This is a genomic window from Xanthomonas sp. WHRI 8393 (assembly GCF_040203315.1).
Taxonomy (GTDB): domain Bacteria; phylum Pseudomonadota; class Gammaproteobacteria; order Xanthomonadales; family Xanthomonadaceae; genus Xanthomonas; species Xanthomonas arboricola.
The window spans coordinates 380,234-404,269 of record NZ_JBEGGL010000002.1 but is presented as its reverse complement, the minus strand read 5'-3'; the positions used below and the strand labels follow the sequence as shown (position 1 = coordinate 404,269).

Genomic DNA, 24,036 nt, shown 5'->3' with positions numbered 1-24,036 from the left:
CCTCAGGCAGAACGGTAATTGTCGACCATGCGATACCCGCGCGCGTACAGGCCGAAGGCCAGTGCCGCCAGGAACGCGAAGGCCGCGAAGAAGAACATCAGAAATGCCGCTTCGCTGAGCCCAGTATCGGCGATGTGGGAGGTCACCGTGGCGTTGCGCACCGCCACGTTCGACAGCAGCACCCATAGATTGCCCACCGTGGTGGTCAGATACCAGAAGCTCATCACCACGCCCTTCATGGACGGCGGCGCCTGGCTGTAGGCGAACTCGATCCCGGTGGCCGACACCAGCACCTCGCCGAAGGTCAGCAGCGCATAGGGCAGGATCTGCCAGGCGATATGCATCGGCTCGCCGCCGTCCATGCTGATCTGGATGGCACCGACCGCGATCCAGGCCAGGCCGCTGAACGCGATGCCGCAGGTCATGCGGCGCAGCGCGGTGGGCTCCCAGCCGCCACGCCGCAGCAGCGGGTACAGCACCAGATTGTTGAACGGGATCAGCAGCATCACCAGCAGCGGATTGAGCGCCTGCATCTGTGAGGCGGTGAACCAGGCCGGCATCGTCATCTCGCGCCCCTGCAGGACCCAGGTCGAGGCCTTCTGGTCGAACAGCGAAAAGAACGGCGTCACCAGCGCGAAGATCACCAGCACCCGCAGCAGCGCGCGCACGCCTTCGACCGCGGTATCGGGATGGATGCCGCGCGCGCGCTCCAGCTGCCACCAGGTGCCGCCGCCGATGCCGGCCAGCAACAGCACCAGCGCCATGCACAGGCAGATGACGATGCCGAGCTGGTCGACCAGCGCAAAGCAGGCCAGCGCCAGCAGCACCGAGACCACTGCCAGCATCAGGCCCGGACGGCCCTGCCCCGGCGCCTGTGTCAGCAATGCGGTGCGCACCACCGCACCGAAGCCGTGCGGGTCCTTCGGCGGCAACGGCACCCGCACATAGCGCCTGCGGCCCAGCCAGAACACCAGCGTGGCCACGAACATCAGGATGCCGGGAATGCCAAATGCCCACGCCGGGCCCAGGTTCTTCAGCGCCAGCGGGATCAACAACGAGGCGAACAACGAGCCGAAGTTGATGATCCAGTAGAAGCCGTCGAACACCACCCTGGCCAGGTGCTTGTTGGACTGGTCGAACTGGTCGCCCATGAACGAGGCCACCAACGGCTTGATGCCGCCCGCACCCAGCGCGATCAGGCCCAGCCCGAGGAAGAAGCCGTTGCGGCTGCCTTCGAACAGCGCCAGGCAGGCATGCCCGGCGCAATACACCAGGCTGAACCACAGGATGGTGTTGTACTTGCCGAAGAAGCGATCGGCCAGCCAACCGCCGAGCAACGGGAAGAAAAACACCCCGATCATGAAGCTGTGCAGGATGTGCTTGGCCTCGGCCTCGCGGCCGGGTCCGCTGACCTCTTGCAGCAGCAGCGAGGTGATCAGGAACTGCACCAGGATGTTTCGCATCCCGTAGAAGCTGAAACGCTCGCAGGCTTCGTTGCCGATGATGAAGGGAATCTGGCGCGGCAGCCGCGCACCGGCAGTCGGGCCCGGCAAGGTGGAAGTGGTCAATGGCAGTCCGGTCGAGCAGAAAACACGCGCTATCGTACCGGCGGCCGCCGGTTGGCCGCCATCGCGACCATGGGATAAGGCCTTGGATGCGCGCTGCATGCATCGACGCCGCTGCGCACGTTGCCGCCGTTGCGGTGCGCCTGACACGCCGTCCGGCCCAGGCGCGCCGAGAAAACCGCTGTCGGTACGCCGCAACCACGCCGATCACACGCAAGTCATGACGCAGTGCAGATTGGCCTGCTGCGCCGGCTCGGCTACATTGCAAACGTTTTCCTGGAACACTGGACCGCTGGATGCCCCGCTTCACCCGCCTGGCCCTGAGCCTGTTGCTGCTGACCACCGCCCCTGCCGCACTGGCCGCCGAACCGCTGACCACCCAGGCCGAGCGCAGCGGGTTCGCGCAGACCGGACGCTACGATGAAGTCATCGCGCTCTGCGATGCCTTTGCGCAGCGCTACCCGCAGGCGGTGCGCTGCATCGAGTTCGGTACCACCCCGGAAGGCCGGCCGATGAAGGCGCTGATCGTCTCCACCAGCGGCGCACTGGATGCCGACAGCGCTGCGCAGCGCAAGTTACCGGTGGTGCTGGTGCAAGGCGGCATCCATGCCGGCGAGATCGACGGCAAGGACGCGGGCTTTCTGGCCCTGCGCGAATTGCTGGACGGCAAAACCGGCAAAGGCGTGCTCGACAAACTGGTCTGGGTGTTCGTGCCGGTGTTCAACGTCGACGGCCATGAGCGCTTCGGCGCCTGGAACCGACCCAATCAGCGCGGCCCCGAGCAGATGGGCTGGCGCACCACTGCGCAGAACCTCAATCTCAATCGCGACTACCTCAAGGCCGACGCGCCGGAAATGCAGGCGATGCTGCGACTGGTGCAGCAGTGGGATCCGTTGATGTACGTGGACCTGCACGTCACCGATGGTGCCAAGTTCGAGCACGACGTATCGGTGCAGGTGGAGCCCGTGCACGCCGGCGATGCCACGCTGCAACGCGACGGCACGCGCTGGCGCGATGCGGTGATTGCCGACCTGTCCAGACAGGGCTCGCTGCCGCTGCCGTATTACCCCTCGTTCGTGCACGAGGACGACCCGACCTCGGGCTTTGCCGACGACGTGTCGCCGCCGCGGTTTTCGCATGGCTATTTCCTGCTGCGCAACCGCTTCGGCATGCTGGTGGAAACGCACTCGTGGAAGACCTACCCGGTGCGCGTACGCGTCACCCGCAACGCCATCGTGTCGGTGCTGCAGCAGGCCGCGCGCAACGGCGCCCGCTGGCGCGCCGATGCGCTGGCGGCCGATCAGCGCGCCACCAGGCTGGCCGGCGAGATGGAGCCGTTGAGCTTCGCTGCCGGCCCGGCCGCACGCACCGTGGCCTTCCGTGGTTACGCCTACACGCGGACGCCCTCGCCGATTTCCGGCGCGTTGATGACGCGCTACGACGAGACCAGGCCACAACTCTGGAAGGTGCCGTTACGCGATCAGATCAAGCCGGACGTGGTGGTCGATGCGCCACGCGGCGGCTACCTGGTGCCTGCCGCGCAAGCGGCGCTGGTGGCGGAGAAACTGCGCCTGCACGGCATCGCCTTCGACACCATCGCCACCACTGCCGCCCATCCGGTGCAGAGCTTCCGTGCCGACAAGGCAACGTTTGCCGCGCGTTCCAACGAAGGCCACCAGAACCTGGAGATCACCGGGCAATGGCGCGATGAAACCCGCACCGTGCCGGCCGGCTCCTTGTTCGTGCCGATCGCCCAGGCCAGGTCGCGCCTGGTGATGGCGATGCTGGAACCGCAGGCGCCGGATTCGCTGCTGCAGTGGGGCCTGTTCAACACCGCATTCGAGCGCAAGGAATACATGGAGGACTACGTCGCCGAAGAGGTCGCGCGCGACATGCTCGAGCGCGACCCGGCAGTGAAGGCGCAATTCGAACAGCGTCTGGCCAGCGATGCGGCCTTCGCGGCCGACCCGAAGGCACGCCTGGAATTCTTCGCGCGCCTGCACGCCTCCTGGGACGAGCGCTACCGCCTGTATCCGGTACTCCGCACGGCACAGACGCAGTTCTGAGCCGGCACCCGCTTCCGGCAAGCACCTGATTCGGCGCGCACGCGCGCCTTTCGAACCCGGGCACCGCGGTGCCCTCCCTGATTGCAACCGCACCACAAGGACCACCGTGCCACATCTCGATATGAAACCGTTTACACCCTCCAGTCCACGCCGTCTTGCGCTGGCCATCGCCCTTGGCGTCAGTACCGCGTTTGCCGCCCCGCTCGGCGCACAGACCGCTGCAACGCAGCCGTGGATGGACACCGCGCTGACCGCGGACCAGCGCGCCGACCGCCTGCTCGCGCAGATGAGCGAGGACGAAAAATTCCAGATGCTGCGCAGCTACTTCGGCCTGGGCACCGACAAGATTCCCAAGCCCGAGGGCGCGCTGGGCTCGGCCGGCTATGTCCCCGGCGTCCCACGGCTGGGCATCCCGGCGCAGCAACTGGCCGATGCCGGCGTGGGCGTGACCAATCCCGGCGGCATCCGCAAGGGCGACTCCGCCACCGCGATGCCGTCCGGCCCCTCGACCGCGTCGAGCTGGAATCCGCAGCTGGCCTATGCCGGCGGCAAGACCATGGGCCGCGAATCCTGGCAGCAGGGCTTCAATGTGCTGCTGGCCGGCAGCGTCAACCTGCAGCGCGACCCGCGCAACGGACGCAATTTCGAATATGCCGGCGAAGACCCGCTGCTGGCCGGCACCATGGTCGGCGAGTCGATCCGCGGCGTGCAGAGCGAGCACGTGCTGTCGACGATGAAGCACTACGCGCTCAACGATATGGAGACGCGACGCAATTTCCACAGCGCCGAGATCGGCGAGCAGGCGATGCACGAATCGGACCTGCTGGCGTTCGAGATCGCCTTGAAGATCGGCGACCCGGCCTCGGTGATGTGCTCCTACAACAAGATCAACGGCATCTACGGCTGCGAGCACGATTACCTGCTCAACCAGGTGCTCAAGCAGGAGTGGAAATACCCCGGCTACGTGATGTCCGACTGGGGCGGCGTGCACAGCGGCTCCAAGGCGGCCCTGGCCGGGCTGGATCAGCAATCGGCTGGCGAAGTGTTCGATGCGGCGGTGTTCTTCGACGCGCCGTTGCGCATGGCGGTGTCGGCCGGCGTGGTGCCGCGCGCGCGCTTTGACGACATGGTCAAGCGCGTGCTGCGCAGCCTGTTCGCGCATGGCGCGTTCGATCATCCCACCCAGCGCCAGCCGATCGATGGCAAGGCCGGGCAGCTGTCCGCGCAGCATGTTGCCGAGGAAGGCAGCGTGCTGCTGCGTAACGAGCAGGCCACCTTGCCGCTATCCAAGGAGGTGCGCCGCATCGCGGTGATCGGTGGGTATGCCGACAAGGGCGTGATGTCCGGCGGCGGTTCCTCGCGTGTGGACTACACCATCAACGGTGGCAACGCCGTACCCGGCCTCAACCCGACCACCTGGCCCGGCCCGGTGATCATCCATCCGTCCTCGCCGCTGCAGGCGCTGCGCGCCGCGTTGCCGAACGTGCAGATCGATTATGTCGACGGCAAGGACCGCGCTGCCGCGGCACGCGCGGCCAAGGCCGCCGATGTGGCGATCGTGTTCGCCACCCAATGGTCGGCCGAATCGGTGGACCTGCCGGACATGCAATTGCCTGACAACCAGGATGCCTTGATCGAGGCGGTGGCCAAGGCCAACCCCAAGACCACCGTGGTGCTGGAAACCAACGGCCCGGTGCGCATGCCCTGGGCCGAGCGCGTGCCGGCGGTATTGCAGGCGTGGTATCCCGGCATCGGCGGCGGTGAGGCGATCGCCAACCTGCTGACCGGCGCGGTGAACCCTTCCGGCCATCTGCCGGTGACCTGGCCGGTGGACGAATCGCAGCTGCCGCGTCCCTCGATCCCGGGCCTGGGCTTCAAGCCGGCCAAGCCGGGCGAAGACAGCATCGACTACGCCATCGAAGGCGCCAACGTCGGCTACAAGTGGTTTGCCGCCCGCAAGCTGACCCCGCGTTATCCATTCGGCCATGGCCTGTCGTACACGCAGTTCCGCATGGGCGGGCTGCGCGTGGAAGCCAACGGCAGCCAGCTCAAGGCGAACTTCGAGGTGGAAAACATCGGCCAGCGCGAAGGCGCCGCCGTGCCGCAGCTCTACGTCACCCTGCCCGACGGCCATGCCACCCCGCTGCGCCTGATCGGCTGGCAGAAGCTCACGCTCAAGCCGGGCGAAAAGCGCGCCGTGCAGGTGATCGCCGAACCCAAGACGCTGGCCGACTTCGATGCCAAGGCGCGTCACTGGACGATTGCCGCCGGCACCTATCGCGTGCAGCTGGCACGTTCGGCAGGCGAACCGGTGCAGAGTGCGGAGGTCAGCTTGCAGGCGGCGCAGCTGCCGTAATCCGGTGTGGTGGCGGGCATGCAGTGCGCATGTCCGCCACGCTGTCTTCTCCCGTCGCCGGCAGGCACCGGCCACCACGAAAAATTTGTGCCGGATGCGTTGACAGCGTCGCGCGCAACTTGCACAATTCGCCTCCTGAGTCGCCCAGGTGGCGGAATTGGTAGACGCACTAGCTTCAGGTGCTAGCGAGGGCAACTTCGTGGAGGTTCGAGTCCTCTCCTGGGCACCACGACTCACGGTAGATCGTAAAAAACCCCGCTCTGGCGGGGTTTTTTGCGTCTGGGCCATACGATTGCACGATGGTGTGCGGCATCGGTGATGTCTGCAGATCGGCAGCGTCGCAAGGGCGCGGCGTCAGTGACTTTCGACACGCGACCACCTGTTGCCGCTGTGGCGACCATGCGCAACGCCTCCACGACGGCAGCACGCCCCATGCGCATCCTCCTCTGGCTTGCCCTGCTGCCGGCCGTTGTCAGTCCGCATGCACGGGCACAGCAGACCGACAAACACGATGCCCCGCGCCATCGCGCGCAGGTGTCTTCGCAGCAATGCGGTCTGGGCACGCCGTTCAACGTGCTCGCCGACAGCGGCGGCATCTGGCTTTACCGCGACAGCGATTGGCCACGCGAAATTTTCTTCCACGGCGGCGAGCTGAGCATCGACCACAAGCTGCAGCAGACCAGCACGGCCGATGCACGACGCCTTGGGGAGATGGAACAGCGCACCCGCGCACTGATGCCGCAGGTTGCCGGCATTGCCTATCAGGTGATCGACCTCAGTTACGACGCACTCGGCGGTGTCATCGAGGTCATGACCGGCAGTGCGCTCAACGCCCGCAAGATCGAACGGCTGCGCAAACGCGCACGCGCATATGTCGACGGCACCCTGGGCAAGGGGCGTTGGGAGCAGAAGGCCTTCGACGGCAACTTCGCAAACTACGTCGAACACGAAGCCGAGCAATTCAAGGGCAGCATCGCGCGCCACATGCTCTGGCAGATCGTCACCGGGCGTTCGGACGGAATCGACAAACGCGCCCAACAAATGGAGGGCCAACTGGATGCAAGGCTGGATGCCCAGGCGTCCACCATCGAGGCTAGCGCCAACGCGCTATGCACCCAGGTGCAAGCACTGCGTCAGTTAGAGGACGCGCTCGAATTCCGTTACCAGGGCAAGCGGCTGCAACTGCTCGCACCCCTGCAGGACGACACGCCGCGCCATGACACCGAACAGGCCGAACCGAAGCCCGACAACGGCGACGCGCCACCGAACCGCGCAGTCGGGCTGCAACCAGCAACAAACAGCTGAGGCCTCACGCCCTCGGTCTGATCATCGTTTCCTGGGCGGGGCGGGCATGTCCTTGATGCCCTTCCGGATGGCACTCGAACGGGCGAGATCTCCGCTTGCCTCATACGCCTCGGCAAGGCTGTCCAGCGCATTGCGGAACGCCGGAAACAGCAACACATTAAGCGCGAACACACGAATCGCCGCATCTGCGCCGGTCGAAGCCGCAGCGCCCTCACCGCTCCAAACGGTTCGTTGGTTGCTTCAAAAAGCACTACGCACACCGACCATCCCGACTGGCTCTTGCCCGCCCACCGGCGCGGGACCTTACGCGGCATGGATGCCGCATAAGCGCCTACATGGACGTACTTGCGGCGTGTCCTGCGAGGGTGGGCGGGCAAGGGCCCTGCAGCCAAGTCGCAGATCACCCGCTCTGCACTCCACCGGCATGAAGTCGTGGTCTTAGCCGATGTTAGAGCGGCCAAGCACCTTGTCACCCGCGCTCAATGCCCACCCGCCGCCGCTGCGCCACCTGCGCCCGCACCGAACGGCGGTTTGGCCAGCCACAGGAAGAAGATGATCGCAAGGAAGGTCCAGCCGAGCAGGTAGAAGATGTCGTTGAAGCCCATCTGCGAGGCCTGGTGGTTGATCATGTTGTTGAGCGAGGCCGCGCCGCGTTGCAGGTCGCCCTGCCCCATCGCGGTGACCTGCTCCTGCATGCCCGGGGTGTAGACCGAGATGTGTTCGGTAATGTGCGCGTGGTGCACCTGGGTGCGGCGTGCCCACAGATAGGTGGTCAGCGATGCGGCGAAGCTGCCGCCCAGGGTGCGCAGGAAGGTGGCCAGGCCGGAACCTGCCGCGATCTCGCGACCGTCCAGGTCCGAGAGCAGAATCTGCAGCACCGGCATGAAGAACAAGGCCACACCCACGCCCATCACCAATTGCACGGTGGCCACATGGCTGAAGTCCACCTGCAGGTTGAAGTTGGAGCGCAGGAAGCTGGTGAACGACAGGAAGATAAAGGCGACGGTGGCGAGCATGCGCAGGTCGAAACGCAGCGCGTACTTGCCCACGAATGGCGTCATCAGCACCGGCAGGATGCCGATCGGCGCGGTGGCAAGGCCGGCCCAGATCGCGGTGTAGCCCATGTCGCGTTGCAGCCATTGCGGGATCAGCAGGCTCACGCTGAAAAACGCCGCATAGGCCACCACCATCGCCAGCGTGCCGGCGCGGAAGTTGCGATGCCGGAACAGCTTGAGATCGACGATGGGATCCTTGTCGGTGAGTTCCCAGATCACGAACACCACCAGCGCCACGGCAGCGACGCAGGCCAGCACCACGATCTTGTCGGAAGAGAACCAGTCCTCGTCGTTGCCCAGGTCCAGCACCAGCTGCAGCGCACCGACGCCGACCACCAGCAGGATCAGGCCGATGTAGTCCATGCGCGGCTTTTCCAGCTGCTCGGGGCGATGGCGCAACTGCGAACCGACGATACTGCTGGCGATGATGCCCAACGGCACATTGATCAGGAAGATCCATTCCCAGCTGTAGTTGTCGGTGATCCAGCCACCCAGGATCGGCCCGGCGATCGGCGCCACCACGGTGATCATCGCCAGCAAGGCGAGCGCCTGCCCGCGTTTTTCGCGCGGGTAGATCGACACCAGCAGGCTCTGGGTGATCGGGTACATCGGCCCGGCAACAAACCCCTGCAGCGCGCGCGACACTACCAGCATGCCCATGCTCTGGGCCAGGCCGCACAGCAATGAGGCCACGGTAAAGGCCAGCGTCGACCACACGAACAACTTGGTCTCACCGAAGCGGCGGCTCAGCCAGCCGGTCAGCGGCAGGGCGATCGCGGTGCTGACCGCGAACGAGGTGATGACCCAGGTGGCCTGCTGCGAGCTGGCGCCGAGATTGCCGGCGATGGTCGGCAACGAGACGTTGGCGATCGTGGTGTCCAGCACCTGCATGAACGAGGCCATCGCCAGGCCCACGGTGCACAGCGCCACGCTCGCCGGACGAAAGCCGGCGGCGGGCGCAGGTGCCGAGGGACCGCCTGGCGCGGTGGGAGCTTGCGAAGACATGCTGGCTTAGCCCGCCTTGGACGCAGCCTGCGCAGGCAGGTTGTCCTGGATGATGCGTTGGATGTCCGCGTCGGCGGCCTGCAACTGCTGCGCATACACGTCGGTGGAGAACACCGCGCCATTGGCGAACTTGGTCGGCAGCACGCTGCCCTGCTGGTCGTGCAGGTTGACGTCGACCTTCATCGACAAACCGATGCGCAGCGGATTACCGGCCAGTTGCTTGGCATCGACCGCGATGCGCACCGGCACGCGCTGCACGATCTTGATCCAGTTGCCGCTGGCGTTTTGCGCCGGCAACAGCGAGAACGCGCTGCCGGTGCCCAGGCCCAGGCTTTCGATGCGGCCGGTGTAGTCCACGCCGCCGCCGTACAGATCCGAATGCAGTTCCACTTCCTGGCCCAGGCGCATGTGCTTGAGCTGGGTTTCCTTGAAGTTGGCTTCCACCCACACCTGCTCCAGCGGCACCACCGCCATCAGCACGCTGCCGGGCTGCACGCGCTGGCCCAGCTGCGCCGAGCGACGCGCCACGTAGCCGGACACCGGCGCGATGACACCGGTGCGCGCATGGTTGAGATAGGCCTGACGCAGCTGCGCGGCGGCAGTCTGCACGTCCGGCTGGTTGGCCACCGCACTGTCGTCCACCAGCGCGCGGTTGCGTTCGAAGCTCTCGCGCGAACCGCTCACCGCCGCTTCGGCCGCGGCCAGTTCCTCGCGGGCATGCGCCAGTTCTTCGTTGGAGATCGCGCCGCTGGCGGCCAGATCCTTGCGGCGTGCGAAGTCGGCACGTGCGCTGCGCAAGCTCACCTCGCGCGAGGACAGTTCGGCCTGCGCGCCTTCCACGCTGCGGTACAGACCACGCACCTGGCGCACGGTCTTGGCCAGATTGGCCTCGGCCTGCTGCAACGCGACTGCGGTGTCGGCCGGGTCCAGCTGCACCAGCAACTGACCGCGCTCCACGCGCATGCCGTCTTCGGCGCCAATGCTGACCACGGTGCCGCCGACCATCGGGGTGATCTGCACCTGATTGCCCTGCACGTAGGCGTCGTCGGTGTCCTCGTGCCAGCGGCCGACCAGGAAGTACCACACCACAAGACCGATGATCGCCAGGATCACCACAATGGCCACGATGCGCAGCGCCGCACGGCGCTTGCTGGGCGCGGCCGGCGCAGGTTGGGAAGAAGTTGGAGTCGTCTGGCTCATCGTCGCTGTCTCAGGAATTCGGTTGTGCGGAAGTGGTCGCGGCGTGTGCGGTATCGCGCGCAGGTTCCGGCGTGAATCCGCCGCCCAGGGCACGCTGCAACCTCACCGAGGCCAACAGTTGTTGCGATTGCAGGCTGGCCATGCGCTGGCGTGCGAGCAGCAATTGCTCCTGCACGCTGAGCACTTCCAGGTAGCTGCCGATGCCGGCGCGGTAGCGCTGCTGCGCCAGTTCGAAGGCGGCGGTTACGGTCTGCACCGCGTCGTCCTGCGCGCGCGCACGCTGCTCCAGCGAACGCACGGCGTTGACCTGGTCGGCTACCTCGCGCAGGGCGTCGATCACTTTCTGGTTGTAATCGGCCACCGCCAGGTCGTATTGCGCATCGCTGCCGGCCAGATTGGCGCGCAGCTTGCCGCCATCGAAGATCGGCAGGCTCAGCGCCGGCGCAACCACGCCGAACACCGAGGCGCTTTCCAGCAACTGGCCGACATCGCGATTCACCACACCGCCCAGCGCCGTGATGTTGAAGCTGGGGTAGAAGCGGGTCTTGGCGGCGGCGATATCCTGATCGGCGGCCTCCACGCGCCAGCGCGCGGCGACCACGTCGGGGCGGCGGCCCAACAGGTCGGCAGGCAGGTTGCTCGGCAGCTGCGTGGCGATGGCCGCCCCCAGCGTCGGGCGCGCGATCTCCAGCCCGCGATCCGGGCCCTGCCCGGCCAGCGCGGCCAGGGCGTTGCGGGCCTCGTCGATCTGCTGCTGCGCGGACTGCAGCTGCTGCTGCGCCGACGGTACGCGGGCCTGCGCCTGGCGCACCTGCAGATCGCTGTCGATGCCGGCGCCGCGGCGTTGCCGGGTGAGCTCCAGGGTCTTCTGTACGCGGGTCAACTCATCGTTGGCCACGTCGTGCAGGCGCCATGCGTAGTCGAGCTGCGCATAGGCTTCGGCGATCGCCGCCGACAGGTTCAGGCGTGCCGCCTGTGCGTCCACCTCGGCCGCATGCGCCTGGTCCACCGCCGCTTCCCAGGTGGCGCGCTTGCCGCCCCACAGGTCCACGCCATAGCGGAAGTCCAGCACCAGTTGGCCGTTGCCGCCGAACTTGCCGCCGCGCTCATCGCCCACCATCGATTCGGGCAACTGCACGCCCGCATAGCCACCGGACACCGACAGGCTGGGGCCGCGATCGGCCTGCGCGCTACCGATGCGTGCCTGCGCCTGACGCAGGCGCGCATCGGCCGCCGCCAGGCTGGGACTGTGCTGCAGGCCTTCGGCGATCAGCGCGTTCAATTGCGCATCGCCCAGGGCGCGCCACCAGTCGCTGGCCGGCCAGGCGGCCGGGCTCAGGTTGGCCTGCGCGAGGGTGCGCTCGGCATGCACTGCGCCCGGCTCCAGCATGGTGCCCTGCGGGGCAAGCCCGCGGCTGCTGGCGCAGGCGGCCAGCGCCAGCGTCAGCGCAGTGAGGACGAGCGGCCGCGCAAGCTGCGTGGACCGCAGGCGCAGTATCTGGATCGGGGAACTAGCAGCGTTCATGAGTTGAGTGCATCGCGGACACGGATGAGAAGAGAGGTGAGTTGCTCGCGCTCGGGCGGGGCCAGATCGCGCAAGCCATGCTCGATGGCGCGCTCGCCGCGCAGCTTCAGGCGCTCCCAAAGCGCCACGCCCTGTTCGGTCATGACGATCTGCAGCGCGCGCCGGTCCTGCGCGTGTGGCTCGCGTCGCACCGCACCGAGCGCTTCGAGCTTGTCGAGCAGGCGGGTGACCGCGCTCGGGGTCTGGTCCAGCGCCAGCGCCAGTTCGTTGGCCGTGCAGGGCGAGCGCACCGCCAGGATCTTCAGGCCGACGTAGTGGCTAAAGCCGAAGTCCGGCAGCTCGCCCTTCATTTCGGCATCGAGCTGACGCATCAGCGCATCGCGCACCTGGCGCAACAGCAGGCCGAACGACGGCGAGGCGGTGGAGAGGTCATTCATGGCGGGCTATTTTCTTCCGAAAAATATATTTGTCAACGCAAATATTTCTAACGGGATTAAACCGCCAGCAAGGATCGTCACCTTACGTGCCTGTGGCGCTGGCCTGGTAATACAATTGCGCCAATGACTGTCGAAAATCCGCCAACCACACGCGATGCCCTGCCGCCCGGCGTGCGCGACAGCTTCGAATGGGCCGATGGACCGGAGGTGATCGCGTTCCTGGCCGACCTGCGCGCGGTATGGGCGCCGGAGACGGTTCGGCATGCGCATGTCCGCGGGCAGCTGATGTATGTGGAGCACGGCGTGCTGACGGTGCACACCGAGCAGGGAACCCTGTCGCTGCCGCCGGGCTGCGCCGGCTGGATGCCGCCCGGCCAGCAGCACACCGTGGAACTGGCCGGGCCGCTGCGCGGCTGGGGCGTGGTGGTCCGGCCGGACGCCTGCGCCGCGTTGCCCGCGCAAGGCGGGGTGATCCGCCTGACCGGGCTCGCCCGCGAGGTGATCATGCGCGCGGCCGACTGGCCGCTGGGCCAGCCGCTCGACCCCGCCCGGCAACGCCTGGCCGCGGTGCTGCTGGACGAACTGCACCAGGTGCAGATCGACCACCTGCACCTGCCGATGCCGGCCGACCGGCGGCTGCTGCGCATCGCCCGGCAGTTGCTCGATACCCCGGCCGACCCGCGCCCGCTGGACGCCTGGGCCGACTGGGGCGGGCTGTCGGCGCGCAGCCTGAGCCGGCATTTCCGCAGCGAGACCGGGCTGAGTTTCGCGCAGTGGCGGCAGCAGGCCCGGCTGGCAGAGGCGCTGCGGCGGCTCAGCCAGGGCAGCCCGGTCGCCCAGGTCGCCGACCAGCTCGGATACAGCAGCCCCAGCGCCTTCGTCAGTGTGTTCCACCGCCATTTCGGCGCTCCACCCACGCGTTATCTGGCCGGCACGCATGCGCGCGGCTTGGCATCCCCCGCCGCATCCGGATAATCGGCGCTCTTCGAGCTCGCGCCACGGCGCGGGCTCCTCTTTCGTAGGACCTGGCTTTACATGACCGATCTGACCCGCCCCACCTTCCACGGCTTCGAGCAGCTGCCGCTGCGCGAGTACGCCGAACGCGCCTATCTCGACTATTCGATGTACGTGGTGCTCGACCGCGCCCTGCCGTTCCTGGGTGACGGCCTGAAGCCGGTGCAGCGGCGCATCATCTTCGCGATGAGCGAGCTGGGCCTGAATGCCGCTGCCAAGCCGAAGAAATCCGCGCGCACCGTGGGCGATGTGATCGGTAAGTACCATCCGCACGGCGACAGCGCCTGCTATGAAGCACTGGTGCTGATGGCGCAGCCGTTCTCGTATCGCTACCCGCTGATCGAGGGCCAGGGCAACTTCGGCTCCACCGACGACCCCAAGTCGTTCGCGGCGATGCGCTACACCGAATCCAAGCTGACCCCGATCGCCGAGGTGCTGCTGGGCGAAATCGGCCAGGGCACCACCGATTGGGCGCCCAACTTCGACGGCACCCTGGAAGAGCCGACCTGGCTGCCGGCGCGCCTGCCGCACCTGCTGCTCAACGGCACCACCGGCATCGCGGTGGGCATGGCCACCGACGTGCCGCCGCATAACCTCAACGAGATCGTCAGCGCGCTGCTGCGCCTGCTCGACAACCCCGATGCCACGGTCGCCGAGCTGTGCGAACACGTGCTCGGCCCGGACTACCCGACCACCGCCGAGATCATCACCCCGGCGGCCGATCTGCGCGCAATCTACGAGACCGGCCACGGCAGCGTGCGCGCACGCGCCACCTACAAGAAAGAACACGCCAACATCGTCATCGATGCGTTGCCGTACCAGGTCTCGCCGTCCAAGGTGATCGAACAGATCGCCCAGCAGATGCGCGCCAAGAAGCTGCCATGGCTGGAAGACATCCGCGACGAGTCCGACCACACCAGCCCGGTGCGGGTGGTGCTGGTGCCGCGCTCCAACCGTGTCGATGCCGAGCAGCTGATGGGGCACCTGTTCGTCACCACCGACCTTGAGCGCAGCTACCGCGTCAATCTCAACGTGATCGGCCTGGATGGCCGCCCGCAGGTCAAGAACCTCAGGCATTTGCTGAGCGAGTGGCTGAGCTTCCGCAGCGACACCGTCACCCGCCGCCTCAACCATCGCCTGCAGAAGGTCGAGCGCCGTCTGCACCTGTTGGAAGGGTTATTGATCGCCTTCCTCAACCTGGACGAAGTGATTCGCATCGTCCGCAGCGAGGACGAACCCAAGCCGGTGCTGATCGCGCGCTTCGCGCTCAGCGAGGAACAGGCCGAATACATCCTGGAAACCAAGCTGCGCCAGCTGGCGCGCCTGGAAGAAATGAAGATCCGCGGCGAGCAGGAGGCGCTGGCCAAGGAACGCGCGCAGATCCTGGCCATCCTGGAAAGCAAGACCAAGCTGAAGAAGTTGATCAAGGACGAGCTGACCGCCGACGCCAAGAAGTTCGGCGACGCACGCCGCTCGCCGCTGGTGCAGCGTGGCGCCGCGCAGGCGATCGACGAAACCGAGATGGTCGCCAGCGAACCGATGACCGTGGTGCTGTCGGAGAAGGGCTGGGTACGCGCGGCCAAGGGCCACGAGGTCGACCCGGCCGGCATGTCCTACCGCGAAGGCGACAGCCTGCTGGCGGCGGTGCGCAGCCGCAGCACCCATCAGGTGGCGTTCCTGGATTCGGAAGGACGCGCCTATTCGACCGCCGTGCATACCCTGCCCTCGGCACGCGGCAACGGCGAACCGTTGACCGGACGTTTCTCGCCGGCCTCGGGCGCGGCGTTCCAGGTCATGGCCAGCGCCGACAACGCCACCCGCTTCGTGCTGGCGTCATCGCACGGCTATGGCTTCGTCACCCGCTTCGAAAACCTCACCGGCCGCAACAAGGCCGGCAAGGCGATGCTCAACCTGACCACCGGCGCGCATGTGCTGACGCCTGCGCAGGTGACCAATCCGCAGAGCGACCGCATCGTCGCTGTCACCAGTGCCGGCAATCTGCTGGCGGTGACCGCCAGCGATGTGCCCGAGCTGGACAAGGGCAAAGGCAACAAGATCATCGACATCCCCAAGGCCAAGCTCGGCACCGAGCGCGTGGTCGCGGTGGTGGCGGTGGCTCCGGGCAACACGCTGCTGGTGCGCAGCGGTGCACGCACCATGAGCCTGTCGTTCAAGGATCTGGATAGCTATGTGGGCGCGCGTGCGAGTCGCGGTGCATTGTTGCCGCGAGGGTGGCAAAAGGTGGACGGGCTGGAAGTGCAGTAACGGCTGTTCACCGACGTGGCGCGCAGCGGCGCGTTCGACGCTGCCGCTGCCTCGATTTACTGAGGCGCGGCAAAAGGTGGACGGGCTGGAAGTGCAGTAACGGTGATTCGCTGACGCACCGCGCGATGGCGCGTTTGCCGTGCGGTTTTGAGCGACCCACAAAACTACCGCCAGCTGGACGCTGCCGGCGTTACGGCATCGTGCCCTCGGCCAGGTTGGCTTGCAACGGCGAGGCTACGCTAGGCTCAAGCTCTGCATCGCCTTGAGAGGTAATCGAACGGTGCGGATGCGTCGGCTGTAGAGCGAGAGACTGCGGCCTTGCTGCGGGGCCCTTGCCCGCCCACCATCGCAGGACACGCCGCAAGTACATCCCTGTAGGCTCTTACGCGGCATCCATGCCGCGTAAGGTCCCGCGACGGTGGGCGGACAAGGACCGGTCGAGATGGTCGGTATGGGTGGTTGCGAGCGCGGCGTGCGTGGTTGTGCGCAGTGCATGTCGCGCGGCGGTGCGGTGTGGTCTGAGCGGTTCCTTTCGATCTGCAGTGCCATTGCCATTGCCTGCATCACGTCACTCGTCAACGCAAACCAACAAGACAACATCATGGACACAGATTTCTGGCTGCAGCGTTGGCAGAACGGTCAGACCGGCTTCCATCAGGACCAGGTGATGCCGTTGCTGCAAAAGCACTGGCCGGCGTTGCAGCTGCCGAAGGCTGCCCGCGTGCTGGTGCCGTTATGCGGCAAGACGCTGGACCTGCACTGGTTGGCCGCACAAGGCCATCGCGTGCTGGGCGTGGAGATATCGCCGCTGGCGGTGACGCAATTCTTCGCTGATGCCGGCCTGCAACCGCAGCGCCACAGCAGCCGCGCGGGCGAGCACTTTATCGCCGGCCCGATCGAAATCATCTGCGGCGACGCGTTTGCACTGGAGCCAAGCGTGCTGGCCGATTGCAGCGCCGTCTACGACCGCGCCGCATTGATCGCCCTGCCGGCCGGCTTGCGCCAGCAGTATCTGCACACCACGTACGCGCGCCTGCCTGCGGGATGCCGCGGGCTGTTGATCACCCTGGAATACCCGCAGGCCGAAAAGGCCGGGCCGCCGTTTTCGGTGGACGCTGCCGCGGTGCACGCACTGTTCGACACGCAATGGCGGGTGCAGCCACTGGAACGCCGCGACATCCTCGATCAGGAGCCGCGCTTCCGCGCCGATGGCGTCACTGCCCTGTCGACCGGCGTCTATCGTCTGCAACGCAACTGACGGTCGCGGGCGAACTTTGTCATCGGCGAGCGCTGCCGACGCCCCAGTCGGGCGACGCAGGCGTCGCACAGCTAGCGCCGCGCGAGCCGCTCAGGACCGCGCGGCGTTGCGCCACGCAATGGTTCGCACAACAGCGAAATGCGCGAGCAACACCGCCGCAGACCGCCGGCAGCTGACGCAGACCACGCAGCAAGGCAACGCACCGGGCGGCACCTGCCGATTGCAAAACCTGCGCTGCGCCTGTTCGGCGGCTGCGCAGCGCCCAGTCACCGGGCTCAGCCGGCGACGTGGCCCTTGTCGATCTTCGAGGTCTGATACAGCTCCAGGCCGATCCGCTTGATCAGACCCAACTGCTGCTCCAGCCACCAGGCGTGGTCTTCTTCGGTGTCCTGCAGCTGCTTGAGCAGGATGTCGCGGCTGACGTAATCGCCGTGCTCTTCGCACAGCTTCATGCCAGCGGCGAGATTGGCGCGCACTTCGTATTCCACCACCAGATCGCGCTCGAGCATCTCCACCACGGTCTTGCCTGGCGCAAACTCGGCCGGCCGCATGTCCGGGTCGCCTTCCAGGAACAGGATGCGCCGCAGCAGCGCATCGGCGTGCTCGGTCTCCTCTTCCATTTCGTGGTTGATGCGCTCGTACAGCGCCATCAGGCCCTGGTCCTCGTAACGGCGCGAGTGCAGGAAATACTGGTCGCGTGCCGCCAGTTCGCCGCGCAGCAGCTGCTTGAGGTAGTCGACGACTTCGGGATGGCCTTTCATGATGTGCTCCAGCGACGCAATGCGCGCATGGTGCCCTAAGCCGCAGCGCAATGATCTAATCGGAATCACTTTCAGTTGCGCTTGCGGCCAGACCCGCCATGGTCATGAGCGGCCGCCACACTGTGACCGAACTCAAGGACTCGACAATGCGCAAATGGCTGGGCCGGCTGCTGCTGGCAATCGTGGTGTTGATCGTGGCGGCCGTGCTGGCCGTGTATCTGCTGATGCGTGGCAGCCTGCCGCAGCTGGATGGCAACAGCGCATTGCAGGGCCTGGCGGCACCGGTCAGCGTGCAACGCGACCGGCGTGGCGTGGTCACCATCGATGCGGCCAGCCAGGTCGATGCCATGCGCGCACTCGGCTATGTGCACGCGCAGGAGCGCTACTTCGAGATGGACCTGATGCGCCGCGCACCGGCCGGCGAGTTGTCCGAGCTGTTCGGCGCCGCAGCGCTGGACCTGGACAAACGCAATCGCGTGCACCGGCTGCGCGCGCGCGTGCATGCCAGCCTGGATGTCGCCGCCGGCAGCCAGCGCGCCGCGCTGCAGGCCTATACCGAGGGCGTCAATGCCGGGCTGGCTGCACTGCGCGTGCGCCCTTGGCCGTACCTGTTGCTGCGGCAGACACCGCGCGCGTGGACGCTGGACGACTCCATCCTCACCGGCATGGCGATGTATGCCGACCTGCAGGACAACGACAACCAGACCGAACTGGCAGCCGCCCGCATCCGTGCGGTGGTGCCGGCGGCGCTGGCGGCATTGCTCGACCATCAAGGCTCCAGCTGGGATGCGCCGCTGTTCGGCCCCGCGCAAGGCGACGCCGTGCTGCCCGACGCCGCCATGCTGGATCTGCGCCGCCTGCCGCATGCAGCCGCCACCGCAGGCGCCGAGCCGCCGACGCCGGGCAGCAACAACTTCGCCGTGGACGGCAGCCTCACCAGCGACGGCCGCGCCATCGTCGCCGACGACATGCACCTGGGCCTGCGCGCGCCCAACATCTGGTTCCGCGCACGCCTGCGTTACCCGGACACCAGTGCGCCCGACGGCAAGGTGGACGTCACCGGTTTCACCCTGCCCGGCTTGCCGGCGGTGGTGGTCGGCAGCAACGGGCATGTGGCCTGGGCCTTTACCAACAGCTACATCGACACCGCCGACTTTGCGCGGATTGCGCCGGCCATGCCAGGTCATCCGCAAGCGCTCACCACCCATGTCGAGACCATTCGCGTGGCCGGCGCCGCGCCGGTGCGCTTTGCGGTGCGCGAGAGCGCCTGGGGCCCGGTCCTGCACGACAACGCTGATGGCAGCCTGCTCGCACTGCGCTGGGCCGCGCAGCTGCCCGGCGCGATCCGGCTGGACTTTGCGCAGATGAGTACGGCGGCCGACGTGCAGGCCGCCTTCGCGGTGGCGGATCGCTCTGGCATTCCGGCACAGAACCTGTTGCTGGCCGATCGCAGCGGGCGCATCGCCTGGCGCTTGATCGGTGCGCGCCCGGTGCGCAATGCCGGCTGTGGCCCGAGCGGCATCGCCGAACTGGCAAGCTCGGCGCAGGGTGCGGACGCGGCATCGCCTTCGGTTGCGGCAACGGCGGCATCGGCGCAGGGCGGCTGCCTGCCCTGGCCGGTGCGCAGCGACGCTGCCCCCGCCCTGATCGATCCTCCCTCGCACCGGCTGTGGACCGCAAACAGCCGCGTCGTCGATGCGCAGCAGTTGGCCACGCTCGGCAATGCCGGCTACGACCTGGGTGCGCGTGCGCAGCAGATCCGCGACGACTTGTTCGCCAGGCAACGTTTCAACGAGCTGGACCTGCTCGCCATCCAGCTCGACGATCGCGCCGTGCTGCTCACGCGGTGGTGGCAGTTGTTGCGCAGCGTGGTCGAGCACAGCAAGGACCCGGCCTTGCAGCAGATCGAAGCCGCCACCCGGCAGTGGGACGGGCACGCATCCACCCGCTCGACCAGCTACCGCATCGTGCGCGGCTTTCGCGGCATGACCATCGACGCAGTGGAAGCCGGCCTGCTGGCGCCGGCAAAAGCCGCGCTTGGCAAGGACTTCCTGCCGCCGCGTCGCGCGCAGCTGGAAGGCATCGTCTGGCCGTTGCTGCAGCAGCGCCCGGCGCATCTGCTGCCGCCCGCCTATGCGAACTGGGATCAGCTGCTTGCCGCGGCTGCACGCAATGCGCAGACCGATCTCGCTGCGCAGGACGGCGCCTTGAGCGAACGCACCTGGGGCGAACGCAACACCGCCGCCATCTGTCACCCGATCGCGCGGGCATTGCCTGCGCTCGCCAAGCGCTGGCTGTGCATGCCGCCCGACCAACTGCCAGGCGATCGCGACATGCCGCGCGTGCAAGGCCCGGCCTTCGGCGCCTCCGAACGCATGGTGGTGTCGCCCGGCCACGAACAGGACGGCATCGTGCACATGCCAGGCGGCCAGAGCGGACACCCGTTGTCGCCGTTCTGGGGCGCAGGCCACGACGACTGGGTACACGGCCGGCCGACCCCGTTCCTGCCGACCGCGACCCGCTATACGTTGCAACTGCAGCCGAAGTAGGCGGGGTCATTGATGTTTCGAGTGTCGACACAGGTTTCGACCGTCGTTGGGGGGCTGGACGAACGCAAAATCGGTGTCTGCGTTCTGCAGATCGCACCCCGCACCTTGCACCTGGCACATCTGGATACCCAAGTATCCGCAACCACGCCCGCCCACCGATCTGCCCAATCAAGCGAGCACAACATGCTAAGATGCATTTGATAACCATTCCCATTAGTGACCAATGCGCCCCACGCTCCTTGTCACCGCGCTCGCCGCTGTCTTGGCGTTACCCTCGCCCCGCGCCTTCGCCCAGCAACACACCAGCACCTCTGCAACCGTCACCGACCTCGATGGCGTCGACGTCGTCGGCCGTGCGCAGACGCTGTACAAATCCGACGATGCCGCAGTGGCCACACGCACCGATACGCCGTTGTCGCTGGTGCCGCAGTCGGTGCAGGTGCTGCCGCGCGAACTGATCGACGACCAGGCCGCGCGCCAGATCACCGATCTGTATCGCAGCATCAGCGGCATCAGTTTCTTCAGCTATGCCGGCGTCACCCTGCGCGGATTCCGCCAGGAAAACGTGCTCTACGACGGATTGCGTGGCGATCCGTATGCCGGCTTCTCGGTGCCGCAGCTGTTCAATATCGAACGCGTGGAAGTGCTCAAGGGCCCGGCCGGTGCGTTGTACGGCGGCGGCGAACCCGGTGGCGTCATCAATTACGTCACCCGCAAGCCCGGCCATCAGGCCGCGCGTCGGGTGGAGCTGCAGGTGGGCAATCAATCCTTCGGGGCGGCCTCGTTCGAGGCCACCGGGCCGGCACGCGCGGACGGGCGCATTCGCTACCGCGTTGGCGCCTATGCCGATGGCGAGGATGGCTTTCGCCGCAACACCGATAGCCAGAGCCAGATCGGCGATGCGTCGGTGGCGTTCGACATCGGCCAGACCGGCGAGCTCACGCTGCAGTACACCGACATCACCCAGAACCTGGGCGGCAATCGCCTGCGCGGCGTGCCGGTGGACGACGACGGCAACTTCCTCACCGACCGTCGCTGGAACCACAACGAGCCCACCGATTTCCTCGACATGCGCGCCAAGGTGGCGTTCGCGCAGTACCGCTTTGCGCCATCGGATGCGTGGGATGTGGACATGGCGATGCGCTGGTTCAAGAACGACGAGCATCAGATCTATCACGAGCCGATGGGCCTGATCGACCGCGATGGCGACGGCACCGCCGAATGGATGACGCGGCAGCTGCGCAACCAGTTCCGCGACAACGATGCGATCTCCAGCAACGTCAACGCGGTGTTTCGCACCCGCATCGGCGCGATCGAGCACAAGCTGCTGATGGGCGCGGACTACTATCGGCTGGATGCGGATTTCCGCGCGCAGACCGCCAACACCGCAGACACCGGCCGCGTGCGTGGGCCGGTGCCGGGCATCGAGCTGTTCAACCCGGTGTATGGCCGCAGCGGCTTCTACGACTACGGCCTGGACAGCCTGCCCTGGCGCGCCACCAGCACCCGCAGCCAGCGCTATGGCGCGTATCTGCAGGACGAACTCACGCTGACGCCGCGCTGGTTTGCGATGGCCGGACTGCGTTGGGACGGCTTCAAGGACGACAACCGTCTGGACGGCTCGCGCGTCACCGGCAACGATCTCAGCTGGCGTGTGGGCAGCACCTTCGTGCTGCGCGATGGCATCAACGCGTACGCGAGTTATGCCAGCGGCTTCCTGCCGCAGGATGCGGCCAATCAGGACAGCAGCGTCGGCGGGCCGTTCGATCCCGAGCGCAGCACACAGTGGGAAGTGGGCCTGAAGACCGCGCTCAACGATGGCGGGCTGACGCTCAACACCGCGCTGTATCGCATCGAACGCAGCAATATCGTGCAGGCCAACGGCAGTATCGTCGATGGCGTCAATCAGCTCTCCGCGCTCGGCCTGGTACGCAGCGAAGGCCTGGAGGTGGATCTGCTGGCCGACCTCACCGAACGCTGGGTGCTCAACCTGACGTACGCCTACAACGATGCACGCGTGCTCGATGCCGGCACCAACGGCATCACCAATGCGTCCGGCGACCGCTTCGCCAATGCACCGCGCAACACCTTCGGTCTGTGGACGCGCTACGACCTGCCGGCCTGGAATTCGGCAATTGCTTTCGGTGCCGACTACGTGGGCGAGCGGGTCAGCCTGGAAGGCCAGCGCGTCAAGCCGTACGCCATCTTCGACATCAGCTGGCAGACGCAGTGGGATGCCTGGAAACTGCAGGTCAACGTCAAGAACCTGTTCGACAAGGTCTACGCTGCCAGCGGGTTCACCGAACGCACCGGGCACTTTCCTGGCGAACCGCGCCGTATCTACGCGCAGCTGGCCTACAGTTTTTAAGCGGGGCGAACGGGCGCCTGCCCGAGCCTTGAGCAATGCCGCAACTGTGACGCTGGTCGGCCAAAGCGGCCACTGCACGCACAGTTGCGGCCCTGACCAAGGCAGTGCAATGAACCTGCGCCGAATCAGGCAGGCCGGAATCAGCCAGACTTTAACGTCCGGTGGGACACACTAGAGGCCGTCGCGATCTGCAGCGTATCTGCGCACGATCGCCCTCCTCCCCCCACTGACCGGAATCCGCATGCCTCAGCTTGCCCGCTCCGTTTCCGCCCTGTTGCCCCTGCTCGTTGCCACTGCCTGCTCGGCAGCGCCGCCCGCCAAATCCGGCCCGCCGGATGCGCCGGTCGCCGCCTGTACCGCCAAGCTGCGCCCCGGGCAGGATCTGCAGAAAGCCATCGACAAGCTCCCGCAAGGCGATGCGCCTGCGGTGCTGTGCCTGGAAAAAGGCGAATTTCCGCTCAATGGGCTGGTCTCGATCCACCGCGGCAATCTCGTCTTGCGCGGCAAGGGCCCGACCACGGTGCTGCGCATGGCCGATGGCGTGCAGCAACCTGCGCTGGTGGTCGGCGACTACGAAAACCAGCAGCCGACCGGCGTGATCCGCAATGTCAGCATCGAAGACATGCAGATCGTCGCCAGCACCGGCGACAAGGAATTCATGCCCGAGCGTCCGTACCTGAGCAACAGCGCGGTGGTGGTGCGTTCCGGCCAGGGCATCCGGCTCGCCGGCCTGCAGGTCAACAAGTGCCGCAGCGCCTGCCTGCTGAGCGAGTACGACACCCGCGAGATCACCATCGAAAACAACGATGTGTCCGGCGCGATCTGGGACGGCGTGTCGTTCAACCGCACCGCCAAGGTCACCATGGTCAACAACTACATCCACGACAACGTGGCTGCAGGCCTGACCACCGAGCATCTGGAAGACAGCGAGATCCGCAACAACCGCTTCGAGCGCAACGGCAGCCAGGGCATCTATCTGTCCGACGCGCGCCGCAACCGCTTCAGCAACAATCAGTTCGACGGCAACAAGGTCGCCGGTGTGTTCCTGGCCTGCGCCATCCGCTACCGCACACCGGAAATCCTTTGCTGGGACAACAGCATGAGCCAGGACAACGTGTTCGAGAACAACCGCTTCTCCAATACGCCGTTCACCTACACCATCGGTGTGGACCGCGCTGCCAACTGCACGGCGGCCGACTTCAAGCCGAACCTGTGGCGCAACAACCAGGCCGACGTGGCCGGTGTGGATATCGAGCCGCAACGCTACGGATACTGCGTGCGCCACGAGTGATCGCAGCCGCGGCCGG

Annotated in this window: 15 protein-coding genes and 1 tRNA gene; 10 read left to right on the top strand and 6 right to left on the bottom strand. The window is 66.6% G+C overall.

Annotated features, from left to right (window positions below; translation table 11 throughout):
• Nucleotides 1–2: 2 nt before the first annotated feature.
• Nucleotides 3–1,568: a POT-type proton-dependent oligopeptide transporter gene (locus ABQ137_RS07635; protein ID WP_184516785.1), complete on the bottom strand. Its 1,566-nt coding sequence runs from the start codon at nucleotides 1,566–1,568 to the stop codon at nucleotides 3–5.
• 293 nt (nucleotides 1,569–1,861) lie between these two features.
• Here ABQ137_RS07635 and ABQ137_RS07630 point away from each other — a divergent pair, with 293 nt between their 5' ends.
• The 4 genes from ABQ137_RS07630 to ABQ137_RS07615 all read left to right on the top strand — a co-directional run bounded on the left by ABQ137_RS07630 (nucleotide 1,862) and on the right by ABQ137_RS07615 (nucleotide 7,292).
• A complete protein-coding gene (locus tag ABQ137_RS07630) occupies nucleotides 1,862–3,631 on the top strand; it encodes a M14 family metallopeptidase (protein ID WP_046342187.1) in 1,770 nt (589 codons plus the stop codon).
• Between the two features lie 121 nt (nucleotides 3,632–3,752).
• A complete protein-coding gene (locus ABQ137_RS07625; RefSeq protein ID WP_349781818.1) occupies nucleotides 3,753–5,987 on the top strand; it encodes a beta-glucosidase family protein in 2,235 nt (744 codons plus the stop codon).
• 142 nt (nucleotides 5,988–6,129) lie between these two features.
• A tRNA-Leu gene (locus ABQ137_RS07620) sits at nucleotides 6,130–6,216 on the top strand.
• Between the two features lie 203 nt (nucleotides 6,217–6,419).
• A complete protein-coding gene (locus ABQ137_RS07615) occupies nucleotides 6,420–7,292 on the top strand; it encodes a DUF2884 family protein (protein ID WP_184516779.1) in 873 nt (290 codons plus the stop codon).
• Between the two features lie 479 nt (nucleotides 7,293–7,771).
• On the opposite strand, the gene ABQ137_RS07610 is transcribed toward ABQ137_RS07615, so the two are convergent.
• Genes ABQ137_RS07610 through ABQ137_RS07595 form a run of 4 tightly spaced genes read right to left on the bottom strand, consistent with a single transcriptional unit; the run spans nucleotide 7,772 to nucleotide 12,514 of the window.
• Nucleotides 7,772–9,352 carry a DHA2 family efflux MFS transporter permease subunit gene (locus tag ABQ137_RS07610; protein ID WP_024938907.1) on the bottom strand — a complete coding sequence of 527 codons (1,581 nt, stop codon included), beginning with the start codon at nucleotides 9,350–9,352 and terminating at the stop codon, nucleotides 7,772–7,774.
• Between the two features lie 6 nt (nucleotides 9,353–9,358).
• Entirely contained in the window at nucleotides 9,359–10,552 is a 1,194-nt protein-coding gene (locus tag ABQ137_RS07605; RefSeq protein WP_024938906.1) for an HlyD family secretion protein, read from the bottom strand.
• A 10-nt stretch (nucleotides 10,553–10,562) separates the two neighbouring features.
• On the bottom strand, nucleotides 10,563–12,050 hold the full coding sequence (locus tag ABQ137_RS07600) for an AdeC/AdeK/OprM family multidrug efflux complex outer membrane factor (RefSeq protein WP_308632372.1): 1,488 nt from the start codon (nucleotides 12,048–12,050) through the stop codon (nucleotides 10,563–10,565).
• Between the two features lie 23 nt (nucleotides 12,051–12,073).
• On the bottom strand, nucleotides 12,074–12,514 hold the full coding sequence (locus ABQ137_RS07595; protein ID WP_016904051.1) for a MarR family winged helix-turn-helix transcriptional regulator: 441 nt from the start codon (nucleotides 12,512–12,514) through the stop codon (nucleotides 12,074–12,076).
• Nucleotides 12,515–12,637: 123 nt separating this feature from the next.
• On the opposite strand from ABQ137_RS07595, the gene ABQ137_RS07590 reads away from it, so the two are divergent.
• From ABQ137_RS07590 to ABQ137_RS07580, 3 genes are all read left to right on the top strand, one after another.
• Entirely contained in the window at nucleotides 12,638–13,489 is an 852-nt protein-coding gene (locus ABQ137_RS07590; RefSeq protein WP_024938904.1) for an AraC family transcriptional regulator, read from the top strand.
• 60 nt (nucleotides 13,490–13,549) lie between these two features.
• Entirely contained in the window at nucleotides 13,550–15,793 is a 2,244-nt protein-coding gene (gene parC, locus ABQ137_RS07585) for a DNA topoisomerase IV subunit A (protein WP_065031781.1), read from the top strand.
• Nucleotides 15,794–16,394: 601 nt separating this feature from the next.
• Nucleotides 16,395–17,051: a thiopurine S-methyltransferase gene (locus tag ABQ137_RS07580; RefSeq protein WP_184434042.1), complete on the top strand. Its 657-nt coding sequence runs from the start codon at nucleotides 16,395–16,397 to the stop codon at nucleotides 17,049–17,051.
• A 275-nt stretch (nucleotides 17,052–17,326) separates the two neighbouring features.
• Here ABQ137_RS07580 and bfr read toward each other — a convergent pair whose 3' ends face one another.
• Complete coding sequence (bfr, locus tag ABQ137_RS07575; protein ID WP_039511630.1) at nucleotides 17,327–17,812, bottom strand: bacterioferritin; 486 nt, start codon at nucleotides 17,810–17,812, stop codon at nucleotides 17,327–17,329.
• A 146-nt stretch (nucleotides 17,813–17,958) separates the two neighbouring features.
• On the opposite strand from bfr, the gene ABQ137_RS07570 reads away from it, so the two are divergent.
• The 3 genes from ABQ137_RS07570 to hpaM all read left to right on the top strand — a co-directional run bounded on the left by ABQ137_RS07570 (nucleotide 17,959) and on the right by hpaM (nucleotide 24,020).
• Entirely contained in the window at nucleotides 17,959–20,361 is a 2,403-nt protein-coding gene (locus ABQ137_RS07570; protein ID WP_349781815.1) for a penicillin acylase family protein, read from the top strand.
• Between the two features lie 223 nt (nucleotides 20,362–20,584).
• Nucleotides 20,585–22,729, top strand: coding sequence for a TonB-dependent siderophore receptor (locus ABQ137_RS07565; RefSeq protein WP_184516764.1), 2,145 nt, complete (start codon nucleotides 20,585–20,587; stop codon nucleotides 22,727–22,729).
• Nucleotides 22,730–22,970: 241 nt separating this feature from the next.
• Nucleotides 22,971–24,020, top strand: a complete 1,050-nt coding sequence (hpaM, locus tag ABQ137_RS07560) for a type III secretion-associated outer membrane-bound protein HpaM (RefSeq protein WP_046342179.1) — start codon at nucleotides 22,971–22,973, stop codon at nucleotides 24,018–24,020.
• The last annotated feature ends 16 nt before the right edge of the window (nucleotides 24,021–24,036 follow it).

Excerpts from the sequence above, each read along its gene's own strand:
- parC (WP_065031781.1), top strand. The coding sequence starts at position 13,550 with ATGACCGATCTGACCCGCCCCACCTTCCACGGCTTCGAGCAGCTGCCG.
- ABQ137_RS07630 (WP_046342187.1), top strand. The coding sequence starts at position 1,862 with ATGCCCCGCTTCACCCGCCTGGCCCTGAGCCTGTTGCTGCTGACCACC.
- ABQ137_RS07570 (WP_349781815.1), top strand. The coding sequence starts at position 17,959 with ATGCGCAAATGGCTGGGCCGGCTGCTGCTGGCAATCGTGGTGTTGATC.
- hpaM (WP_046342179.1), top strand. The coding sequence starts at position 22,971 with ATGCCTCAGCTTGCCCGCTCCGTTTCCGCCCTGTTGCCCCTGCTCGTT.
- ABQ137_RS07580 (WP_184434042.1), top strand. The coding sequence starts at position 16,395 with ATGGACACAGATTTCTGGCTGCAGCGTTGGCAGAACGGTCAGACCGGC.
- ABQ137_RS07615 (WP_184516779.1), top strand. The coding sequence starts at position 6,420 with ATGCGCATCCTCCTCTGGCTTGCCCTGCTGCCGGCCGTTGTCAGTCCG.
- ABQ137_RS07595 (WP_016904051.1), bottom strand. The coding sequence starts at position 12,514 with ATGAATGACCTCTCCACCGCCTCGCCGTCGTTCGGCCTGCTGTTGCGC.
- bfr (WP_039511630.1), bottom strand. The coding sequence starts at position 17,812 with ATGAAAGGCCATCCCGAAGTCGTCGACTACCTCAAGCAGCTGCTGCGC.
- ABQ137_RS07565 (WP_184516764.1), top strand. The coding sequence starts at position 20,585 with ATGCGCCCCACGCTCCTTGTCACCGCGCTCGCCGCTGTCTTGGCGTTA.
- ABQ137_RS07605 (WP_024938906.1), bottom strand. The coding sequence starts at position 10,552 with ATGAGCCAGACGACTCCAACTTCTTCCCAACCTGCGCCGGCCGCGCCC.
- ABQ137_RS07625 (WP_349781818.1), top strand. The coding sequence starts at position 3,753 with ATGAAACCGTTTACACCCTCCAGTCCACGCCGTCTTGCGCTGGCCATC.
- ABQ137_RS07590 (WP_024938904.1), top strand. The coding sequence starts at position 12,638 with ATGACTGTCGAAAATCCGCCAACCACACGCGATGCCCTGCCGCCCGGC.
- ABQ137_RS07610 (WP_024938907.1), bottom strand. The coding sequence starts at position 9,352 with ATGTCTTCGCAAGCTCCCACCGCGCCAGGCGGTCCCTCGGCACCTGCG.